Below are 24,080 nucleotides of genomic sequence, written 5' to 3'. Positions count from 1 at the left end.
TTTCTCGTTCTCTCTTCTTAGATTCAGGAATTAAGAAGTCATTTTGTTATTTCCTAAGAGTGGCTTAGTCTTTCTTACGAAGAACAAAAGCTGCTAGACTTGCAAAGGCAAGACCGATGATTGAAAGAAGACCAGATACTGCTGAACCCGTGTTTGGTAACAAGTTCTGATTTTGACTACTTCTTTCTTCTGGTTGACTAGTATTTCCAGAATCTTTAATTGGGGCCGGAGTGAATTCCCAGGTGCCTACGAAGTGTGCGTCTGCTCCATTGATGGTTTCCGATGTCTTGTCATAGGACTTGAAGCTCCAGGTGCCTTCTGCTGTCTTCACTTCTGTTTGACTTGGTTGCGTTGGCGTTGCTTGGCTGCCATCTTTCAAGTTTGTTTGGTCTGCTGGAAGCAAGGATTTCACTTCTTGTGGTAGTTCTTTACCTGGAGTTTCGCTGACAAACTCGTGTATCGCCTTGTAGGTTGGCGCTGGGGTGAATTCCCAGGTGCCTACAAACTTAACATCTGATCCATTAATTGTTTCCGATGTCTTGTCATAGGACTTGAAGCTCCAGGTGCCTTCTGCTGTCTTCACTTCTGTTTGACTTGGTTGCGTTGGCGTTGCTTGACTGCCATCTTTCAAGTTTGTTTGGTCTGCTGGAAGCAAGGATTTCAATTCTTGTGGAAGTTCTTTACCTGAAGTTCCGCTGACAAACTCGTGAACTGCTTTATGAGTCACTGTTGGAACTGGGCTTGCTGTAAACTCCCATGTACCTACAAACTTAGCATCTGATCCATTAATTGTTTCCGATGTTTTATCGTAGGACTTGAAGCTCCAGGTGCCTTCTGCTGTCTTAACCTCTGTTTGACTTGGTTGCGTTGGTGTTGCTTGGCTACCATCTTTTAAGTCTGTTTGGTCTGCTGGAAGCAAGGATTTCACTTCTTGTGGAAGTTCTTTACCTGAAGTTCCGCTGACAAACTCGTGAACTGCTTTATGAGTCACTGTTGGAACTGGGCTTGCTGTAAACTCCCATGTACCTACAAACTTAGCATCTGATCCATTAATTGTTTCCGATGTTTTATCGTAGGACTTGAAGCTCCAGGTGCCTTCTGCTGTCTTAACCTCTGTTTGACTTGGTTGCGTTGGTGTTGCTTGGCTACCATCTTTTAAGTCTGTTTGGTCTGCTGGAAGCAAGGATTTCACTTCTTGTGGAAGTTCTTTACCTGAAGTTCCGCTGACAAACTCGTGAACTGCTTTATGAGTCACTGTTGGAACTGGGCTTGCTGTAAACTCCCATGTACCTACAAACTTAGCATCTGATCCATTAATTGTTTCCGATGTCTTATCGTAGGACTTGAAGCTCCAGGTACCTTCTGCGGTCTTCACTTCTGTTTGGCTTGGTTGTGTTGGAGTTACTTGGCTGCCATCTTTCAAGTTTGTTTGGTCTGCTGGAAGAAGGGCCTTCACTTCTTGTGGAAGCTCTTTACCCGGAGTTCCATTGACAAACTCGTGTGTCGCCTTGTAGGTTGGCGCTGGGGTGAATTCCCAGGCTCCTACGAAGTGTGCGTCTGCTCCATTGATGGTTTCCGATGTCTTGTCATAGGACTTGAAGCTCCATGTACCTTCCGCGGTCTTAACCTCTGTTTGACTTGGTTGAGTCGGAATCGCTTGGCTACCGTCTTTCAAGTCTGTTTGGTCTGCTGGAAGTAGGGTTTTCACTTCTTGTGGAAGCTCTTTGCCCGGGGTTCCACTGACAAACTCGTGCGTCGCCTTGTAGGTTGGTGCTGGAGTGAATTCCCAGGCTCCTACGAAGTGTGCGTCTGCTCCATTGATAGTTTCCGATGTCTTATTGTAGGACTTGAAGCTCCATGTACCTTCAGTTGTCTTAACTTCCGTTTGACTTGGTTGTGTTGGCGTTACTTGACTGCCATTAGGTAAATTCTTTTCTGTTGCTGGAAGCAAGTCTTTCACTTCTTGTGGCAACTCTTTACCTGGAGTTCCACTGACAAATTCATGGTGTTTTTCGTAAAGAAGAGCAGTGCTCACCTGATTAGAAGGAGCTGATAAGTTATCAACATGCAAGGTTACAGTATTGTTAATTTTTTCAGGTCCTTTTTCTTCCACTTTTTTGTTGGTAGCTGTTTTATAAGTGATAATAATCTCAGCGGCAGAATTTGATTTTATGTATTCAGGTGTCATTTTAACAGTAACTGTTTGACCTGACTTCTCGATCGTATAGTCACGTCCTTCTTGCAGAGTCACTCCACCTGATTCAACTTTAAGTTCTTTATAGTCCAAGCGATCATCAAAATTTTGAACCATTTCAATAGATGATGGAGCTGCTAAAAGGTCTTTACCTGGAACCGGAACTTTAAAAGTAGCCTTATAAGTTACATCCTGCCCCTCTTTAGCTGGAATCTCAGTTGGTTCTACCTCTAGAACTGGACTTGGGTCAAGCTTTTCAACATACAGTCCAAATACCGCCGAACAGGTTTCCGTAGATGAATAACCAAAATTCATGCTGTTACTATTTGAACGAAGCGCTAAACCTGAAACATTGTTTTCATAGTAACTACCTCCAGTTATTTGAGTGGCAATCCATGAAGTACGGTCACTTGTTTCTTCCTGTTGCAAGACATTGGCATTGTTCATTAATCGAAGGTTCACATCATTCTTATAGTTTTTTACATAGAAGGTTTCCTTCAAATTGTTTGCATCAATTGCATCAATATCTGTTGGTTTCATGACCAATTTCAAGTCTGTTTCTGTTCCATCAGCATAACGAATTTCTGCTGTAACATCAGCATCAATCCAAAACGCTTTATTCATGATGTAGTCATGATTCGCATCCACATAAGGAACATTCCCAATTTCGAAAGCACTACTTTCCCATAATTCAGAAATTGAGAAAAATTCGACAGTAGATTTTTGAGCACTATTCATTTCAGACTCTGCTTGAGCAGTATTTAGATAGTGAAGAGTTACCTTATTAAATCTTAAATAAGCATCTACTTGCTTACCGTGAACGTTACCAATATTTGTGAATTTTAGAGATAAAGGATTTTCAAAAACTTGATCTTGCTTTTTACTTTTATCTACTTTGAGAGTAAAATTTTCCATCTCTCCTGGATAAGCACCCCCACTTAGATATTCATAATGGGGATTCGATAGATGAAACTGATCAACAGACTGTGATTTAGATAAAACACTAGCATTGTTAATATTTAAATTAAACTTACGAATATCCAAGGTAGAGATATCCGTTCCATTTTTAATCTCTTCTAATGCAGCATAAGACTGAACCGGAAGAAGAAAAATAGAAAAAAGTAAAACGACTAGGCCGATATAAGCCTTTGTTTTTCTACTAAAATTAGTAAAAAACGGCACTTTCATGCCTCTTCTCCATTTCATAATTAACCTCCAAACTAAAAATGATTTATATACAATCATTTTAAAAAGAAATGTTCACCTCATTCTAACACAAAAAGGGGACAATTAAAAGTAGATTATAGATAAAAATTTATTATTTTGTATTTCCAGATTGTCAATTTTGGGGAGAGTCATTAAAATATCATAATGTTAGAAAAGGCGTTTACACTATGTAAATAGCCGTTTTATTGTTGAACCTATTATCACTCTATGAGTTTCATAACGTACTCAAGTTACACATAAACATTAATATATTTAATTTTTTATAAAAAAGAACCCAAGAATAAATTCTGGGTTCTTTTTAGTATTTCTCGTACAAAAGATGCTTTTGTACAATTAGAGAGCCTTAGTCCTTCTTACGAACGACAAAGCCTACTAGACCGGCGATAAATAAACCAATCATTGAAAGAAGACTGGTAGAAGCTGTACCTGTGCTTGGTAGAGCTTTCTTATCTTGGCTTGCAGTTTCTTCTTTCTTAGTGTTTTCAGCTTGGTTCCCTGTTGTTGCAGTACCATTCTTATTACCGTTGGTTGTTGTAGAAGCTACTTTCTTAGTTCCAACTTCGACAATCTCATCTACTGCTGGAGTAGTGATTGTGTTTGATTTCTCAACTCGACCTGTTTCAACGCCATCTGTGTAAGTCACTGTATAAACAATGGTGCGAACACCCTTCTTACCAGTAGCTTTCACTCGACGACTTCCTTCTGGAAGGTCTGCGTTCTGCACTTCTTTGACTTGGAAAGCAACTTCTTCTGTCTTCGTTTCTTCCTTAGTCGTTACAACTGGGGCTACTACTTTCTTAGTTCCAACTTCGACAACTTCGTCTACTGCTGGAGTAGTGATTGTATTGGATTTCTCAACACGACCTGTTTCAACACCGTCTGTGTAAGTGACAGTTTCAACAATGGTGCGAACACCCTTCTTACCAGCTGTCTTCACTCGACGAGTTCCTTCTGGAAGGTCTGTGTTCTGCACTTCTTTGACTTGGAAAGCAACTTCTTCTGTCTTGGTCTCTTCCTTAGTCGTTACAACAGCTGCTTTCTTAGTTCCAACTTCGACAACTTCGTCTACTGCTGGAGTCGTGATTGTGTTTGATTTCACCTCGCGGCCTGTCTCTTTTCCGTCTGTGTAAGTCACTGTTTCAACAATCGTACGAACACCCTTTTGACCAGCTGTCTTCACTCGGCGAACACCTTCAGCTAAGAGTGCATTTTCAACCTCACGAGTCTGGAAGGCAACTTCTTCAGTTTTGGTTACTTCCTTAGTGGTTACAACTGCTTTTGAACCGGTATAAGTAATCTTGTTTTTGGCTGCTTTCTTGGTCTTGCGTGAAACTTCTTTACGAGATTTTTCAACACCATCCACTTTTGTCACTTCATAAGTGACTTCATCGATACCTTCTTCACCTTCTTCAACACGCGTTTGACCTTTATCCAGTGCTGGGTCTACTTTCGTTTCTTCTTTGAAAGCAACTTTTTCCTCTACAGTCACTGTTTCTTTGGTTTCTACACCTGTTTTCTTAGTTCCAACTTCGATGATTTCTTCTACTGGTTCTTTGGTAACTTTCTCGCTTTTCTTAGTACGAGCTGTTTCTTTACCATCTGTCAGTGTGATATCCCAAGTAATGGTCTTAGTACCTTTAACACCCGCTTGTTTCACATTGCGAGTACCTTCTGCAAGATCAGCATTGTTTTCGGTACGAGATGCATAAGGAATCTCTTCTGTCGTAGTGATTTCTTGATGCTCAACTTTTGGTTCCGTTGGTTGTTCTGTCTTACCAGCCAACAAAGCTTCAGCCTTGGCTTTCAACTCATTGTAGCGAGCTTCATATGCCACAAAACCTTTTTGAGCTTCTGGACTCTTCATTGCCTTCTTTGCGGTAGGAAGGTAGTTAGTAGCTTCCGCCAAACTATCTTCTAATCCAGCTTTGTTGTCTTCATCATTAGGATTAGCTTTATAGTCAGCGATGAAAGCCTCTAGATCATTCAGTTTATCTCTAAATCGGAATGCCACGACTCTCTCTTGGCCATCTGGAATTTCTTCATCTTCCGCCGGTGTTTCTTCTGCATGCACTGTTGGAATTTGATATAGATCTGGAGCTACATGATAAGTTGCTACTCCAAGAGCGTTTAAAGCAAGTATTGAAATCCCTAACTTTAATAATTTTTTTCTACTCATTCTTTTTCCCTTAATTCATTTAATATATAGTAAGGAAGAGAGGAAATATTTCTACTCTCCTTTTACTATATGATACTAACGTTCAGCTTTACGCTTCCAAACTAGAAGTCCAGCAAGTCCTAGAGCTAGGGCAGCAAGTACTCCAAAGATTGAAGATGCTTCAGAACCTGTATTTGGCAATGTTTTCTTAGGTTCTGCAGGAGGAACGGTTCCACCTGGTGGCGGAGTTTGTGGTTTTTCTGGTGTTGGTGGTGTTGGCGGGAACACTACAACCTTGTTGGTAGGCTTTGGATTATGGTTAAAGCTTACTGTAGCTGTATTAGGAACACCAGCAGCGAATTGTGTAAAATCTGTTCCTTCTTTGAAGTTAGTGTAAAGTACAAGACGTACGGTACTTCCCTTCAAGGCTTCAAGAACATCCTTATCGCTGATTTCAAGAGTTACAATGTTTTTAGCTTCATCGTAAGTAACAGTGGCAATTGCTTCCAACTCTTTACCTACTAATTCACCACGATCATTTGAAGCCTTACTCAATTTATCAATAGCTGCTTGAAGCTTAGTTTGAGCTTCTTTTAGTTTCTTGATTTCATTTTCAAGTTTCTCTTGTTGTTGTTTCTTATCAGCTGGTGCCAATTCTGCTTCTTTCTCAGCTGGTGCTTGAAGTTTAGCCAAGTTTTCTTCAGCTGCTTTCAACTCTGCTTCCAAGCTTACAAGATCTTGACTTGGCTCGCTAGTTGCAGGTTTCTTATCTTCTGTTGCAGAAGAATCAGATGTAGCTGGAGTTGTTTCTTCAGTAGCTGTTGCTGGAGTAGCTGGTGTTGTAGTTTCAGCTGGTTTAGCTGGCTGCGCTGCCTTAGCTGCTTCCAACTTCGCTTTCAATTCAGCTACTTTAGCTTCCGCTGCCTTGAGTTCTTCCTTCTTACCAGTCTCTGTTGAAGTCTCATCAGTTGACTTGCCTGTCAAAGCTTTGAGTTCTTTCTCAGACTGTTCAAGTTGAGCTTGAAGAGTTGCTTTGATCTTGTCAAACTGAGCATTTTCAACTTTAAGAGCGATACGGTCTTTGTTGACTTTCAAGACTGAATTGATTTCATCCGTGATTGTAAAACTAGTCAAGTCTGTCTTGATAAGACGACCATATTGATCCTTCTTAGCATTTCCGTTTTCATCTACAGGATCTGTTGGAACCGGTGTAGTAATATCGAATCGGAAGGTATCTAAAGCGTTTGGCAAGTGGTATTCTTTATCAGGTTTAGATCCATCTTCTGGTCCAACAGACTTAGCTGGTTCACCTGGTGTTGGATCTGTTGGTTTTTCTGGGTCACGCGGTTTCACCGTTACCGGTTTTGATTCCTTGCTGCCAGATTGACCATTGGCATCCTTGAAGTTAACAGTTGCTTTGTTTGGTACCAATTGATCCTTATAAGGAGTCAAATCGCTATTCGCTTTGAGTTTAGCTGGGATGTACAATTGAATCTCTTTGAAGCCTTTTAGTCGAGCGAAATCTTTCACTTTCACAGTGACAGTGTTTCCTTCAACACTTGTTTCAAGAGCTCCATTTGCATCACGACCGTCCACATAGGCTACTGGTGTATCAGCGATTGCCAAAACAGATTCAAGTGTATCCGTTACGATAAACTCTTTGTACTTATCAATATCTTTTGGTAAAGCTGTATTGACATTGTACATGTAAGGTGCATCGTATTCGACATCCAAGTGATCCAAGGTACGGTTGATTTTCTTCGTAATTTCTGGTTCTGGTTCTTTTGGAACGATAACCGGAACTTTATTCGAATCTTTGTGTAGCCCTGGTCTATTTGGAATGTTTGCATCATAAGAAGCCTTATTCGGAATCTGTGTACGGCCGTCTTCCTTCACATATGCAGACAAGTTCGCGCCGGCTTTGATCTTGGCGTCGAATGTTAATTCAACTGCTTGACCGCCATTGGCTTTCACTTGTTCCTCTGTAAGGGTCAAGGTAATCGTTTGACCTTCTACCTTGATTTGACTTGCATTAAGAGCTTGACCATTCAAGATTGCACTTGCTGAACCTGCATAATCAAGAACAGACTCAAGTGTATCACTTACACTGAAGGATGATACATCTGTTGGGACACTTGTTTTCACGTTGTATGTGAAAATTTGGTCACGATCAGCAAGTGTTTCTTCAGCTTTAGTATTCACATCTTTCTTGATTTCTGGCTCGTCTGGTGTTGGTGGCGTTACTGGAACTTCGTTAGAGTCCTTGTGCACACCTGGTTTGTGTGGGAAGCTTGCGTCATAAGAAGCCTTATTCGGAATCTGTGTACGGCCGTCTTCCTTCACATATGCAGACAAGTTCGCGCCGGCTTTGATCTTGGCGTCGAATGTTAATTCAACTGCTTGACCGCCATTGGCTTTCACTTGTTCCTCTGTAAGGGTCAAGGTAATCGTTTGACCTTCTACCTTGATTTGACTTGCATCAAGAGCTTGACCATTCAATTTAGCACTTGAAGTTCCTGCGAATTCAAGAACGTCCACTAGGGTATCTGTGACTGAGAAAGCTGTCGCATCTTGCGCTACACTTGTTTTCACATTGTATGTGAAGACTTCATCACGTTTTGCGAGAGTTTCAGCTTCTTTGCCGTTCACATCTTTCTTGATTTCTGGCTCGTCTGGTGTTGGAGGTGTTACTGGGACTTCGTTAGAGTCCTTGTGCACACCTGGTTTGTGTGGGAAGCTTGCGTCATAAGAAGCCTTATTCGGAATCTGTGTACGGCCGTCTTCCTTCACATATGCAGACAAGTTCGCGCCGGCTTTGATCTTGGCGTCGAATGTTAATTCAACTGCTTGACCGCCATTGGCTTTCACTTGGTCTTCTGTAAGGGTCAAGGTAATCGTTTGACCTTCTACCTTGATTTGGCTAGCATCAAGAGCTTGACCATTCAATTTAGCACTTGAAGTTCCTGCGAACTCAAGAACATCTTCGATCTTATCGGTTACGCTGAAGGCTGTCGCATCTTGCGCTACTGTTGTTTTCACATTGTATGTGAAGACTTCATCACGTTTTGCGAGAGTTTCAGCTTCTTTGCCGTTCACATCTTTCTTGATTTCTGGCTCGTCTGGTGTTGGAGGTGTTACTGGGACTTCGTTAGAGTCCTTGTGCACACCTGGTTTGTGTGGGAAGCTTGCGTCATAAGAAGCCTTATTCGGAATCTGTGTACGGCCGTCTTCCTTCACATATGCAGACAAGTTCGCGCCGGCTTTGATCTTGGCGTCGAATGTTAATTCAACTGCTTGACCGCCATTGGCTTTCACTTGGTCTTCTGTAAGGGTCAAGGTAATCGTTTGACCTTCTACCTTGATTTGGCTAGCATCAAGAGCTTGACCATTCAATTTAGCACTTGAAGTTCCTGCGAATTCAAGAACATCTTCGATCTTATCGGTTACGCTGAAGGCTGTCGCATCTTGCGCTACTGTTGTTTTCACATTGTATGTGAAGACTTCATCACGTTTTGCGAGAGTTTCAGCTTCTTTGCCGTTCACATCTTTCTTGATTTCTGGCTCGTCTGGTGTTGGAGGTGTTACTGGGACTTCGTTAGAGTCCTTGTGCACACCTGGTTTGTGTGGGAAGCTTGCGTCATAAGAAGCCTTATTCGGAATCTGTGTACGGCCGTCTTCCTTCACATATGCAGACAAGTTCGCGCCGGCTTTGATCTTGGCGTCGAATGTTAATTCAACTGCTTGACCGCCATTGGCTTTCACTTGGTCTTCTGTAAGGGTCAAGGTAATCGTTTGACCTTCTACCTTGATTTGGCTAGCATCAAGAGCTTGACCATTCAATTTAGCACTTGAAGTTCCTGCGAATTCAAGAACGTCCACTAGGGTATCTGTGACTGAGAAAGCTGTCGCATCTTGCGCTACACTTGTTTTCACATTGTATGTGAAGACTTCATCACGTTTTGCGAGAGTTTCAGCTTCTTTGCCGTTCACATCTTTCTTGATTTCTGGCTCGTCTGGTGTTGGAGGTGTTACTGGGACTTCGTTAGAGTCCTTGTGCACACCTGGTTTGTGTGGGAAGCTTGCGTCATAAGAAGCCTTATTCGGAATCTGTGTACGGCCGTCTTCCTTCACATATGCAGACAAGTTCGCGCCGGCTTTGATCTTGGCGTCGAATGTTAATTCAACTGCTTGACCGCCATTGGCTTTCACTTGGTCTTCTGTAAGGGTCAAGGTAATCGTTTGACCTTCTACCTTGATTTGGCTAGCATCAAGAGCTTGACCATTCAATTTAGCACTTGAAGTTCCTGCGAACTCAAGAACATCTTCGATCTTATCGGTTACGCTGAAGGCTGTCGCATCTTGCGCTACACTTGTTTTCACATTATAAGTGAAGACTTCATCACGTTTTGCGAGGGTTTCTTCTGCCTTGCCGTTCACATCTTTCTTGATCTCTGGCTCGTCTGGTGTTGGAGGCGTTACTGGGACTTCGTTAGAGTCCTTGTGGTATTTTGGATTATGATCAATATCATAAGAAGCCTTATTCGGAATCTCTGTCTTACCATCTTTATTCACATAAGCTGATAAGTTGGCATTATCTCTAATCTTAGCCTTGAAATTCACTTCAATAGTCTTACCGGCATCTGCTTTTACAGAAGCTTCTGTAAAGGCAACTTTGATGACTTGACCAGAAAGTGTCACTGTCGCCTTCGATCCTGCATCCTCACCATCAAGTTTAACAGTGGCTGAAGCATTCTCACCAACAAATTCTAGAACTTCTTTCAACTCGTCTGTCATCTCAAACACAGTTGCGCTGGCAGGCATTGTTGTTTTCAAAGTATAAGTAAATTCTTCATTACGTTTTGCAAGATCATAACGTTCTGCTCCGTTTACTTCCTTCTTAAGCTCTGGAGTAGTGGTTGGTGGTGGTGTAACGGTAACTGGTTTTGATTCTTTCTTAGAATCAGGATTATCATTAATGATGTAGCTAGCAGTATTTGGTACTACCGGCTTGTCTTTTGATTCATTTGGATAAGCCGCTAAGAGTGCATCAAAGGTAATGCCTTCCTTCACCTTAGCCTTAAATGAAACTTGTACAGCTTTACCAGCATATTGTTTCACTTGCTCTTTACCAAATGTGACCGTCAAACGTTGACCTTCTGTTGTTACAGTGAGGTCTTGAACAGCTTGGCCATCAACAGTGACCGTTGCTTCTCCTTCAAATGCCAATTCTTTGACGATATCATCTGAAATGGTGAAGCTATCTGCCACATGTGGAACCGTTGAGTCAATCGTATAAGTAAAGATTTCTGATAACTTACCAAGATCTGCGTGTTCCTGACCATTCACCTTCTTCGTGATTGGTGGTGGTGTAACAGTGACCGGCTTGGTTTCTTTCTCACCTTGTTGGTCATTCTTGTTGGTGTAAGTAATCTTAGCTTTGTTCTCAATAGATGGAACAGTTGAGCCTTTCTTCACTTTGGCATGAATCACGAGCTCTACTTCTTGGTTACCGTAGTCACCCGCATTCGCAAAATCTTTCATCGTTGCAGTCACGGTTTGACCTTGAACTGTTACATCGAAGAATTTCGCTGCCGCTCCCTTGATTTCAGCTTGACCTGGAGTCAAGTTCTCATCCAAGGTATCCGTTACAACGAAGGACTTGTACGTTGTAATATCATTTGGCAATTTCGCTTTGATATTATAAGTAAAGTCGGTTTCCGCACCGATTGTTGCCTCTGTCAGTGTTTCGTTGATTTTCTTATCAACACCTGGTTCTGATGGAGGAGTTACGGTTACAGGTTTTGTTTCTTTTTCTCCGCTATGATCGTTCTTATCTGTGAAGCTGAACTTCGCAGTATTTGGAATGTTGATACGAGTCACTCCATCATTGATCTTAGCTGGAATAATCAATTCCACTTCTTGACCAGCAAGGTCTGTAGCGTTCGCAAAGTCCTTCATCGTTGCAGTCACGGTTTGACCCTCAACTGTTACATCGAAGAAGGCGGCAGCTGCTCCTTTGATAACTGGTTTGCTTGAAGTTTCATTGATAACTGACAAATCTCCTTCAAGTGTATCTGTAATCACAAATTTCTTGTAATCTGTAATATCGGTTGGAAGTTTTGTCTTAATGTTGTAGTTATACGCTTGACCTGTCGCGATATCTAAGTGATCAAGAGTTTCATTGATCTTCTTCGTTACAGGAGGTGGCGTTACGGTGACAGGTTTCTATTCAACTTCTTTCTCTACATTATTCTCATTTGTAAAGGAAATAGAAGCCTTGTTTTCAATGGTTGTGCCTGTCACACCATTTTTAACTTTTGCAGGAATGACTAGTTCAACAGTTGAGTATTTTGCAAGTTCACCAAACTGACCATCCTTCACCGTTGCCGTAATCTCTTGGCCATTGGTGTGGATATCAAAGAGGGCCGCTGCAGAACCTTTAATACTTACGTCTCCTGCAAGTTCCAAATTAGCATCCAGTGTATCACGAATCACAAATTTCTTGTAATTAGCAACATCACTTGGTACTGCTGTTGTAATATTGTAGTTGTATGGTTGCCCATCAAACGTTTGGAAGCTATCCAAGTTTTCATTGATTTTCTTATCAATCGTTGGTTCTTTTGGTTTTGGTGGGGTAACCGTTACTTCGTTAGATGTTTGTTTCACATCGTTCAAGATCACATCCGCTGTATTTGGTACTTTTACTTGACCATCTTTCTTGTATTTAGAAAGATCAGCACCTTTACGGATTTTCGCCTTAAAGGTTAATTCTACATATTGAATGTCTTTCACCTTACGGCGATTCACTTTACGAGTGATTTTTTCAAGATTAGTTTTGTCTAGTGTCAACGAAACGGTTTGACCTGAAACGGTTGTCGCACCTTTCAAATCAGCGTTATCTTTTCCACCGAGTTTTACATTCAAACTATCTGCTTGAACTTCTAACTCTGGAACAACTGTATCTGTCAGCGTAAAGTTGTCCGCAATACCTGGCCATGGAGCAGTCACCTTGTACTCAAAGAGTTCCTCTTCTGCCTTCAAATCTTCATGTTCTTTGTCATTAACCTTCTTCGTAATCTCTGTTACTACTGGCGGTTTCACGTAAACTGGATTTGAACGGCGAATGGTACTTGGTTTGGTATCTGTCTTGGCATGCGCATCTTGGTTTGGTTGATTGTCATCACCATTCCACATGATGTTCCCTTGGTTTAGGAGACCAAATCCATTACTTTCCTGAAGGAGAGCCATGAATTCTTTACTTGATTGATTATTGCGGTATTGTTCTTTCAAACGAACCTTAATGGTCATTTGAGCTTTCTTCAATACCAAGTAATTATAGTTGGATCCTTTAGCAGGAACATCCGCAACCACGACACTTTGAGGGTTGCCTTCTGAATCATCTTGACTAACTACACGAGTGGTCCATTTTTCTCCATTTGGTCCAGTAGCTGAACTTTCAACCACTTCCAAACGGTAGTCAAGTGGGTCTGTCAACATGACGTTCTTTTCAAATTCGTAGGCTACGTTATTGAAGTTGTAATCAAGAGTATAGGTGAACTCCTCTGCCTTGTCTGACAATTGTGCAGAATAGGCTTTTTTCTTTGTCAAACCAAGTGGGTCATCAATTTCTCCCAAGTCATTACTCTTATCTGCGTCGGTAATTCTCTTCGTGACACTTGGGTAACAGTACTCGAGTTTTTGAACTTCAACTTTTTCATTACGTCCACCGATTTTTTGAGTTGAAAATTCACCTGTCTTGAAGACACCCGTCAATTCAGGAACTGTAACTTCTTCGTTTACAGGTTTATAGTCAGCTGGCGGATCAACTTCATCTTCTTCATTCGTTTCAGGAGCACGAGCTTCCTTACTCAAATCATAGTCGAAATTGTTATTACCTGGATTGAAGACACTATCAGGTACATAGATTGTGACATTGTCACCTTCTTGATTGATTCGACCACGAATTTGTTTTGATGGATCTGTGACTTTTTCAACAACTGTTTTACCATTGATTCGAACAGCATCAACCTTATACCCAGGTGTAACAGTGAACTCACCTTTGATGTCTTCCTTGATCAACGCTGCAGCTACCGATTCTAAAATTCGATTTGAGAACTTATCGATATCGCTTTGTTCATTAACATAGAAGGAAACGTTCTTTCCGTTTACAACCTTGTCTGGTGAAGCCATCGATTGAAGAGCATCATGGAAGATTCCTTGAACTGAACGGCTATCACCGATATTCAATGTTTTTCCAAATCCATTCAAATAAGCAGAACCATATTGGAAGTATGGGTCAGTGAACCCTGCCACTCGCTCCCAGAAACCAATAACTACAGAGCCTTCTGATCCAACAGCATTCTTAAGTGTATTTCCTGCCTCTTTTAACTCGTTTGCACGGCTGACAATATCTTGCGCTGCTTCAGGGAAATAGTTTTGACCAAGTCCCCATGCAGGTTGTAGCTTATAAGTTCTGGCATAACTTTTATCCATAACAACATTACCATCTGGGAGACGGTAACCATTGGCCACACCATCCGTTACAAGGAGGAATACTGTCTTACGACCATTTTTCATTTCTCCTTTTTGACTGTTATAAGCAGCAAGAGCATCCGTGATACCAGGAACTGTAGGAGTTCCTCCTCCAACAGTAATATTATCAATAAAGCTATGAATAGATTTTTGATCTGATGTTAAATCACTTGAACTAAACTGATAATGTTTACCAGTGATCCCCTCATTTGTATAGGTATCAATCGCTCCTGTGAAGTCCTCATTATCAAAATATCGAACCTGATCCAATCCTTGATAAGCTGAAACGAAGACGCGGTCAGTCGTATCTGGATCACCTGTACTCACTAAATGTGGGTCAGTTTCATTGTACTGTTCAGGTTTCACATAAGTGGTCAAACGCTTCAAGGCATTCTTAACACTAGGAATAGTCTTTTCAAAGGATCCACTCGCATCTTGAAGGATAACTAAGTCGATCGGTTTACGTGGAACTGTCCACTGTGTTTTTTCTGTTTTCTTTACCTTACGATAACATCCATTCTGGATAATTTCTGTGTTCTCTCCTACTTGTCTTGCAGCCCCTTCATCAGCTGATGCACCTCGAGCAAGGAACAGTCCAGCCAATCCTAATGGCACAGAGAGAAACAGAATCATAAACAGAACAGAGACCTTTTTAATGAAATCTCTCATAGTTTTCTCTGAAATCCTATTGCGATTTCTTCTTCCTCCTTTTTTCTGAAATAGATGTATGTTAGTTTAGCAGTTCTTGTAACTCTTTCGAGAAATTTTCAGCAGTGGTATGATTTACTAATACATTCTTTACCTGTTGCTGTTTTGTCACAAGATACATACTTGGTATGGTTTGAACCTGTAAAAGATCGGCTGCGGACTGATCTTCGTCATAATAATACGGGAAAGTATATCCTTTTTCTTTGATATACTGATCAGCAGTTTCCTTTGTTTCTTTTCCTGGTTCGTTCATATTCAGAAGAACAAAATGAATTTGATCTCCATACTTTTCATACATCTGCTGAACAATGGGTAGTTGTTTCTGGCAATGCGGACACCAGCTAGCCCATTCGACAACTAATATAGGTTTATCATACAGTTCCGATATAGCAATCAATTTTCCATCTTGAGAGGCCGTTTTAAATTCTGGAAGTTGTTGACCTTTTAAACTCAAAGTTGAATTGTTCTCATCACTTGAAGTTGATTGCAAAATTGAAGACGCCCCTATATCTCCATCCTTAGTGGGTCTAGTGAAATAAATTAAACCCACCGCTAAAGCTATGATGACTCCATCTCTTAAAACAGAAACCACCATCTGTCTTTTTTACACAAAATCCCCTTTCTTATAATAGTAAAATATCATGAATAAGTTTCAATTAAATAATATATCAATCTATAAAAACGAGAGCTAAACCTCATTCATGTCAAATGATATTTTATCATTTACTAATTAGTATTTCAAGAAATATGTTGTCAAATTGTAAATTTTTTTTAGAATGTTAAAAACCTACTATTTCATACATTAGAGAGATTCTCGAGATAGGATTACGGGAATATTATTCTGAGTTTTTTCAGAATATTATTACTTTTTAATCAATTCAACTAATGATCCATTTTTGCTCAATTCACCATATTATATATACTAAGAATAGTATCAAAATGCATTTAAAAAATTGCAATAATAAAAAAGATTATCCAATTAGATAATCTTTTTTATGTTCTTAATACAAATCAAGATAATTATCAACTTCCCATTGTGAAACAAATGTTGCATAGCTGGCCCACTCGATACGTTTCGCTTCAAGGAAGCTAGTGTAGATGTGTTCACCTAGGGCTGCCTTGACCACTTCATCTTCTGTCAAAGCTTTCAAGGCGTTATGAAGAGTTGATGGAAGATCAGTGATTCCAGCTTCCTTACGCTCTTCTGCTGTCATGATGTAGATATTTTCTTCGATAGGAGCTGGTGCTTCGATTTTGTTTTCAATACCATGCAAACCAACTTCCAAAAGAACCGCCATAGCGATGTATGGGTTTGCCATTGGGTCCACTGAACGCAACTCAAGACGAGTTCCCATACCGCGTGAAGCCGGTACGCGCACAAGTGGCGAACGGTTACGACCAGCCCAAGCAATGTAAACAGGTGCTTCATAACCTGGAACCAAACGTTTGTATGAGTTAACTGTTGGGTTCATGATAGCAGTATAGTTGTAAGCATGCTTGATCAAACCACCAAGGAAATGGTAGGCTGTTTCAGACAACTGCATTCCTTTTGGATCATTTGGATCAAAGAAGGCATTGTTTCCTTCTGCATCAAACAAGGACATATTACAGTGCATACCTGATCCAGCGATACCAAATTTTGGTTTCGCCATAAAGGTTGCGTAAAGGCCGTGTTTGCGAGCAATGGTTTTAACAACGAGTTTAAAGATTTGAATCTTGTCACAGGCACGGAGGACTTCATCATACTTGAAGTCAATTTCATGTTGTCCAACCGCAACCTCGTGGTGACTCGCTTCTACTTCAAATCCCATTTTGGTCAAGACATTCACAATTTCACGACGTGTATTGTCCGCAAGGTCAGTAGGCGCCAAATCAAAGTAGCCACCCTTGTCATTTACTTCAAGTGTTGGATCCCCATTTTCATCCAACTTAAATAGGAAGAATTCTGGTTCTGGACCAAGGTTGAAAGATTTGAATCCTACTTCTTCCATATGACGAAGTGCACGCTTCAGATTACCACGAGGGTCACCTGCAAATGGTTCGCCTTCTGTTGTATAGACATCACAGATCAAACCTGCAACACTTCCATTTTCATCTCCCCATGGGAAGACTGTCCACGTATCCAAGTCTGGGTACAAGTACATATCTGACTCATTGATACGTACAAAACCTTCAATAGAAGAGCCATCAAACATGGCTTTGTTTGATAAGACCTTATCTAACTGTTCATCTGTAGCAGGAATTTCGACGTTTTTCATGGTTCCCAGAATATCTGAAAACATGAGACGGATAAAGGTAACGTTTTTTTCCTTGACTTCACGACGAATATCTGCAGCTGTGATTGGCATGGGTTTTCTCCTTAATATATGACTACTTGCGATTGCCTAACCGCGACCAAAGGGTGAACGTACTGAAGCAAAGCGCCCCTGCTGGAGGAGTTCATTGTGAAGTGCACGACGCACTTCCGTCTGACTCACAGCTTTCTTGGACTTCGCCTCGCGTTCCGCATATTTTTTCTTAATCGCAGCAATATTATGACCTTCAGAGATATAATCTTTGATTTCAAGTAGACGATCCATGTCATTCAACGAATACATGCGACGGTTCCCTTCGTTTCGATCAGGTTTGATCAACTCTTGATCTTCATAATAACGAATCTGACGCGCCGAGAGATCGGTCAACTTCATAACACTGCCGATAGGAAAAACAGCCATATTTCGGCGAAATTCTCTTTCCTTCATTTACAATTTCCTTCTTCCTGTCTATTATAGTCTAAAAAAAGACATACGTCAATGAATAATGTCATAAAATGTAACATTATTTTCTTTTTTTCTCCCAAAAGAGTTTCAGTTGCTCAATATCATAATTAACAAGGATTGCGACAAAAACTCCCATAAATGTTTCAAATACGCGCGCAAACACGTACAAAAATGTTTCTCCGCTCGGTATTGATAGGGTAATAATCAACATAGCCGCTACACCACCGATAACTCCTGCCTTGTTGTTCATGGCAACATTTGTCATAATGGTTAACATGGTGCAAATCGGAACAACTAGTAAGGTTACCCAAAAGGCTCCATGAAACAAAGTATTTAAGAGGAAAAAGACAAGGGCGTAAAAACCGCCAATGCTATTTCCTAAGATACGCGAAGTTCCAAAATGGACACTCTTATCAAAGCTCTCTCGTAAACTGAAGACCGCTGTTAGTGCTCCGATTTGAAGCCCCTTCCAGCCAAAAAAACCAAAAATCAAGAGAACTATAAATACGGCAATCCCTGTTTTGAAGGTTCGCATACCAAGCTTGAACTGTGACTTATCAAATTTATATTTTTTAAAATAACTCATAATCTCAACTTTCTACTACCATTTTAACATAAATTAGTTGATTTTATGAGTGAAAATCAATAGGAAGCGTTTTTAATTTAGGCTATAAAAAAGAGGAAACAGAGTTCCTCTTTTCTATTTAAATTCAGAGCTTAGTTGCTTTCGTCTTCTTTACGTTTCAACTGACCAAGTCCTAAAACTCCTACTAAAGCTGCTAGACCAAGATATGGCATGTAGCTTGAATCATTTGTACCTGTTTGAGGTAGAGTAGGGTTACCTTTTGGTTTTGGAGTAGGAGTCGTTGGCTCCTCTGGTTTCTTAGGTTCTGGCGTTGTTGTGCGAACTGTATTTGAAGCGTAAGCAACTTTGTTCACAGTATTTACATAGGTATTTTCAAAAGTTCCAACAGCAATTCGTTTCATTTGAATATAAGTCTCAGCTTGGAATGGAGAATCCAACTGAATCTCTTGAAGGAATTCTTCCTTGAAGCGAATGGTAATCATTCCCTTATCTTGATCATGTTCAACCTGTGTTTCAGCTGTTAAGTCTGTCCCTGCCTTAATAACACGACCGTCTTTCAATCGGATATCAACCTTGGCAAGAACTTTATAATTTCCAGTGTATTGATCACCTTTTTGGTCATAATCATCTACAAAACTATAGTCATTCAAGTCCTCAGAATGATTTTGTGGAATCAAACCACCAATTAAACGATAATTGAAGTACTGGTTCAACGGAATTGTTTGGCCATCAATATTGTCACTGCTTGGATCCATACTGATTGTCACATCTTTTTTAGGTGTGATTTTCGGTACATTGTTGACAACTACTTCTGTAGCATAGCCATTTCCAAAATCAATTTGGTAGGCTTTGTTTTCATACTTACCACCCGTTTGACCAAATTCAGGTTTAACTGTCATCGGATCTGTGATGAGCAATGATTTTCCTGCTGCTACATAGTTCTTGTAGAATTCGGCTGGATTATCAGCTGAGAAGAGTTGGAAAGCACCTTTAACAGTGATGTTTGCTTTCTTCAACAAGTCCTGAACTTTCTTAGGAGCAGCTTCTAAACTATCATATTGTTGAACACTGATACCTGATACAAGGTTGCCCTCTAGATCACGAATCTTAACCAATTCTGGTTGAAGGGTTAAGGCTTCTTCTGGATAATCATCCACATAGTAGAAACCATTTTGAATTGCTTCTTTAGAAGATTTATCTCCCTTGTATTGGTCCAAATCCCATGTGAGTTCGTAGTAGTTCGTTGAACCAGCTAGAACCTCTTTACCATCAATATTTACACCTTGCTTGTTCTTGTTAACTTTCAAAGGCTTGATGTAGTTGTTATTTGGATTGTCAGGATCATTTGGTTTACCTGGAGTCGTTACACGAACAATGTTTGACTTAACACCGTAGGCGTCGTTGACTGTCAATGTAAAGTTATTTGTATAAGTTGCCCCATCATTCAAGACACGACCAACAACAGTTGGATATAGAGTCTCAAAGGATTTTGTCAAATCTGCATTGAAAGCAGCCAAGGTCTCCTCAGTAGCCTTAAAGGTTACAGTGTGACTAGCTTTATCATAGCTTGTTTCAAAACCTTTGCTTGCAGCCTTGGTTGCTTCCAAATCAAACTGATAGCCAGTTGGAAGTGGATCTACCAATACAAACGAAGTTGTTTTTGGACGACCAGCTGTCAACGCTTCTGTTTTCAACTCAAACTTCACTACAGACTGCTTAGCAACGAGAGTACGGTCGATATCTACTCCGTCCTCATTTTTAATTTCTTTATTAATCTGAGGTTGTGCAAATAGACGATTGTAATGGAAGTGAACTGTTGGCATCGCTGGTGGTGTTGGCAACTGCTTAGGAGTTGGTGCTACCGGCGGAGTTGGCAATGGATCATAATTTGGCTCTTCTGGTTTTGATGGCTCCGGTTGATCTGGAGTTTTTACCGGTGGAGTTGGCTCATTTTCGTAGTTTGGTGCTACTGGAGCTGGTTCCAATGGTTTCTCTGTCTCATATGTTGGCTCTTCTGGTTTTGATGGCTCCGGTTGATCTGGAGTTTTTACCGGTGGAGTTGGCTCATTTTCGTAGTTTGGTGCTACTGGAGCTGGTTCCAATGGTTTCTCTGTCTCATATGTTGGCTCTTCTGGTTTTGATGGCTCCGGTTGATCTGGAGTTTTTACCGGTGGAGTTGGCTCATTTTCGTAGTTTGGTGCTACTGGAGCTGGTTCCAGTGGTTTTTCTGTCTCATACATTGGTTGAGTTGGAGCTGTTGGTGCAACAGGTTTCGTCGGAACCCCAATTGCATTAATGTTTGAATTGAAAGCAAACCAAATATTTCCACTTTTAGAAGAAGCCATATTAAAGCTAATCTCCGATTGAGTTATTTCACCGACAATAGCTCCGTACCAATTATTTGGACTAGAGGTTGTATCCCATTCCGATGTATTCCAACGAGCGCCTAGCGATTTTTCTGCATTTGATGAATCTGCATAAGCAGAGTTATTTTCATGAATCTTGATAGATGAACCAGAAATTGGAATATATCGACCGTTAAAGTTTCTAACACTTTCAATTGCATCCTTATCAATTGCCCCACTACCGTTACCTCTATTTAGAGATGAAAAATTAACTAATCCTCCTGTGAGATTCATAAGTTGACCTTCTTCATCATAAAACTTGACTTTTACATTAATGTTTGTAGAAGTAAAATAATCATTATACCATGCTGTCACAGTTGGATCACTCGAGGCAAACATAGTCATTTTGGTTCCATCATTAAAACCTGTTTCTTTTAATGTGTAAGTGTAAACTACTTTTGAAATTTTCTTACCATTAAAACTTGAATTTTTTAGACCAGTATAGGTAACATCGACTGGTTTATCCTTCTCTAATACAAGCTTTGCATAAGTGTTATTCGAATTGATTGCATTGAAATATGAATATGCTGTAGATTTCTTCCTATCAGGATTTGTTGGCGAAATCCCCCATGATTTTACCAAAGCATCCAATTCCTGCTGCCCATATTGATGTACAGATGAATCAATTGTTCGTATTGCATTTGGTTCTGATTTAAAGTTCAACGATTGTGATCTTGGTTCTGAAAGATAACCATCTTGTTTCTTTTTACTCTCCGCTTCTGCGAGTGCTGCAGTATAAGCTGCGAACTCTTTCTTATATTTGGCAAGATCAGCTTCATATTTCGCAACTTTAGCTTCGTATTCAGCTTTTGCGGCGGCATTGCGTTGCTTGATTTCTTCATTTTCAGCTTGGAGCGCAGCATTTTTTGCCTTGTTGTCTTCAACTGCCTTCTCGTAAGTTGCTTTTGCATCAGCATTAGCTTTTTGAACGCGAGCTAATTCCGTCTGGTATTCGGCTAGCTTAGCTTGGTAGTCTGCTTCATTGGTAGCATTTGCTTGCTTAACTGCCGCCAAATCTGCTTCGTATTTTTTCACCGCTGCGTCATAAGTCGATTTTGCAGTGGCGTTACGTTGCTTAATCGCTTCATTTTCAGCTTGAATGGCTGTATTTTTTGCAGTATTTTCTTTCACTGCTTTATCATAAGCTTCTTTAGCTTCAGCATTTGCCTTTTGAACACGTGCCAACTCTGTTTGATAAGCTGCTAATTTAGCTTGATAATCAGCATCATTATCTTCCTTGGCTTTCTTAATAGATGCGAGGTCTGCTTCATACTGCTTCATCGCCGCTTCATAAGTTGCTTTGGCAGTTTCATTACGTTGTTTAATCGCTTCATTTTCAGCTTGAAGCGCTGCATTTTTTGCAGTGTTTTCTTTTACGGCTTTATCATATGCCTCTTTAGCTTCAGCATTAGCTTTTTGTACTCGAGCTAATTCTGTCTGGTAAGCTGAAAGTTTATTTTGATAATCCTGTTGACTATCTTCGTTTGCTTTTTTGACAGTTGCTAAATCTTTTTGATATTGTGCTAGCTTAGCCTCGTATTCTGCTTTAGCTGTTGCATTGGCAGTGTTGATTTTTTCAACTTCTTCTTGATGACTTTTTAGATCTTTTTGATACTTGTCATCCGCTGCTTTGTTTTCAGCATTGATTTTATCTGTTTCAGCCTGATGAGCTGCGACTTCCTTTTTATATGCTTCAGTCGTTGTCTTTATTTCTTCAGCCTGTTTAGCATAGTCGCTTTTAATCTCATCTTGTTTTTGAGCATTCTCTGTAGCAGTTGTGGCGGTTCCTTTGTCTTTTGTTTCATCTTGAACCACCTTTACTCCTGCAGATTTTGCATCGGCAACTGCTTTATCCAAATCAGCTGATGATACTTCTACTGGCAAAGCTGAGTCTTTAGAACCAGCCTTAGCTTGACTCTCTTTGGCAACTTGGCTCATTTCACCCTGAGCTTCAGGTAGATTTGTAGCGGGGTTTCCCGTAGTAGCTACCTCAACTGTACTTGTACTAGTTGTCTCTGTAACTTCATCAGCAAATACTGCTTTGTCTGCAAAAGCAATCAAAGCCGTTCCTAAAACAGCACCACACAAAGTTTTCGCAACTTTGCTTTTACGAAATCCATAGACTTCTTTTTTATTTTTCATTATAAGTCATTTCCTTATCTAAATTTAGTCGTTACCTCTTATACTAGCACTTTACAAGGCAGGATGCAAATATTTACTCTTTTTTCTTTTTATTTATAGAAAAATTCTACATATTTATAAATTAAATTAAAAAGAAGATGGTCACACCATCTTCTTTTAGTTAAACTATTTATTTTGGCTCTATAATATTTGTAGTGGGTAAATCCCCTATAGATATTATGGAGCCTATTTTGTTGTAGAGAAAAAGTCCCATATGACCTATAATGAAAAGCAACCAAACCATCATTAGAAAGAGCCATATGGAACAATTACATTTTATCACAAAACTACTCGATATCAAAGACCCTAATATCCAAATTATAGACATCATCAATAAGAATACCCACAAGGAAATCATTGCTAAATTGGATTATGATGCCCCACTTTGTCCTGATTGCGGAAGCCAAATGAAGAAATATGACTTTCAAAAACCTTCTAAAATCCCTTACCTTGAAACGACTGGTATGCCTACTAGAATTCTCCTTAAAAAACGCCGTTTTAAGTACTATCAGTGCTCTAAAATGATGGTCTCTGAGACTCCTATAGTCAAGAAAAATCACCAAATCCCTCGTATCATCAACCAAAAGATTGCCCAGAAGCTAATTGAAAAGACTTCTATGACTGGCATTGCCCATCAGCTGTCTATTTCAACTTCAACTGTCATTCGCAAACTCAATGACTTCCGTTTTAAGCATGATTTTTCTCGTCTGCCTGAGATTATGTCCTGGGACGAGTATGCCTTCACTAAGGGAAAGATGAGTTTTATTGCGCAAGATTTTGAAAAGCTCAATATCATCACTGTTCTTGAGGGCAGAACACAAGCTATCAAGCGCTACTGGAAGCTCATTCAACAGGATAGTCGTAAACTCAGTGATAAGCGTTTTTATCGCCCTACTTTTCGTATGCACTTAACCAATAAAGAAATCCTAGACAAGCTTTTGAGCTATTCAGAAGACTTGAAACACCACTATCATCTCTATCAACTCTTGCTTTTTCACTTTCAGAATAAGGAAACAGAGAAATTTTTCGGACTCTTTGAAGACAATATAAAGAAGGTTCATTCTCTTTTTCAGACTGTCTTTAAAACATTTCTAAAGGACAAAGGGAAAATCGTCAATGCCCTTCAGTTATCCTATTCCAACGCAAAATTGGAAGCGACTAATAATCTCATCAAACTTATCAAACGCAATGCCTTTGGTTTTCGGAACTTTGAAAACTTCAAGAAGCGAATTTTCGTCGCTCTGAATATCAAAAAAGAAAGGACGAAATTTGTCCTTTCTCGAGCTTAGCTTTTCTTCAACCCACTACAGTTGACAATGAGCCGAAAAAGAGG

The 24,080-nt window shown here is 40.2% G+C and carries 6 protein-coding genes and 3 pseudogenes; 1 reads left to right on the top strand and 8 read right to left on the bottom strand.

The features are described from left to right. Positions 1-82: 82 nt before the first annotated feature. The 8 genes and pseudogenes from MP387_RS01640 to MP387_RS01605 all read right to left on the bottom strand — a co-directional run. Positions 83-3,400: pseudogene (locus MP387_RS01640) on the bottom strand (SHIRT domain-containing protein); the annotation flags it as partial. Between the two features lie 364 nt (positions 3,401-3,764). Further along, on the bottom strand, positions 3,765-5,597 hold the full coding sequence (locus MP387_RS01635) for a G5 domain-containing protein (protein WP_242747208.1): 1,833 nt from the start codon (positions 5,595-5,597) through the stop codon (positions 3,765-3,767). Between the two features lie 75 nt (positions 5,598-5,672). Then, positions 5,673-14,777 (bottom strand): annotated as a pseudogene (locus tag MP387_RS01630) (isopeptide-forming domain-containing fimbrial protein). A gap of 61 nt (positions 14,778-14,838) precedes the next feature. Then, positions 14,839-15,428 (bottom strand): annotated as a pseudogene (locus MP387_RS01625) (TlpA family protein disulfide reductase). A gap of 389 nt (positions 15,429-15,817) precedes the next feature. After that, entirely contained in the window at positions 15,818-17,164 is a 1,347-nt protein-coding gene (gene glnA / locus MP387_RS01620) for a type I glutamate--ammonia ligase (protein WP_001122885.1), read from the bottom strand. 36 nt (positions 17,165-17,200) lie between these two features. Then, positions 17,201-17,557: a transcriptional repressor GlnR gene (gene glnR / locus MP387_RS01615; protein ID WP_000664333.1), complete on the bottom strand. Its 357-nt coding sequence runs from the start codon at positions 17,555-17,557 to the stop codon at positions 17,201-17,203. Positions 17,558-17,633: 76 nt separating this feature from the next. Continuing rightward, a complete protein-coding gene (locus tag MP387_RS01610; protein ID WP_000119887.1) occupies positions 17,634-18,161 on the bottom strand; it encodes an FUSC family protein in 528 nt (175 codons plus the stop codon). Positions 18,162-18,292: 131 nt separating this feature from the next. Beyond that, positions 18,293-22,708, bottom strand: coding sequence for an antigen I/II family LPXTG-anchored adhesin (locus MP387_RS01605; protein WP_242747203.1), 4,416 nt, complete (start codon positions 22,706-22,708; stop codon positions 18,293-18,295). Positions 22,709-23,007: 299 nt separating this feature from the next. Here MP387_RS01605 and MP387_RS01600 point away from each other — a divergent pair, with 299 nt between their 5' ends. Beyond that, positions 23,008-24,036, top strand: a complete 1,029-nt coding sequence (locus MP387_RS01600; protein ID WP_242747201.1) for a transposase — start codon at positions 23,008-23,010, stop codon at positions 24,034-24,036. Positions 24,037-24,080 lie beyond the last annotated feature (44 nt).

It is taken from the genome of Streptococcus oralis, from assembly GCF_022749195.1.
GTDB lineage: Bacteria > Bacillota > Bacilli > Lactobacillales > Streptococcaceae > Streptococcus > Streptococcus oralis_CI.
The sequence above is the reverse complement of the archived record's forward strand: the minus strand, read 5'-3'. Positions and strand labels throughout refer to the sequence as shown.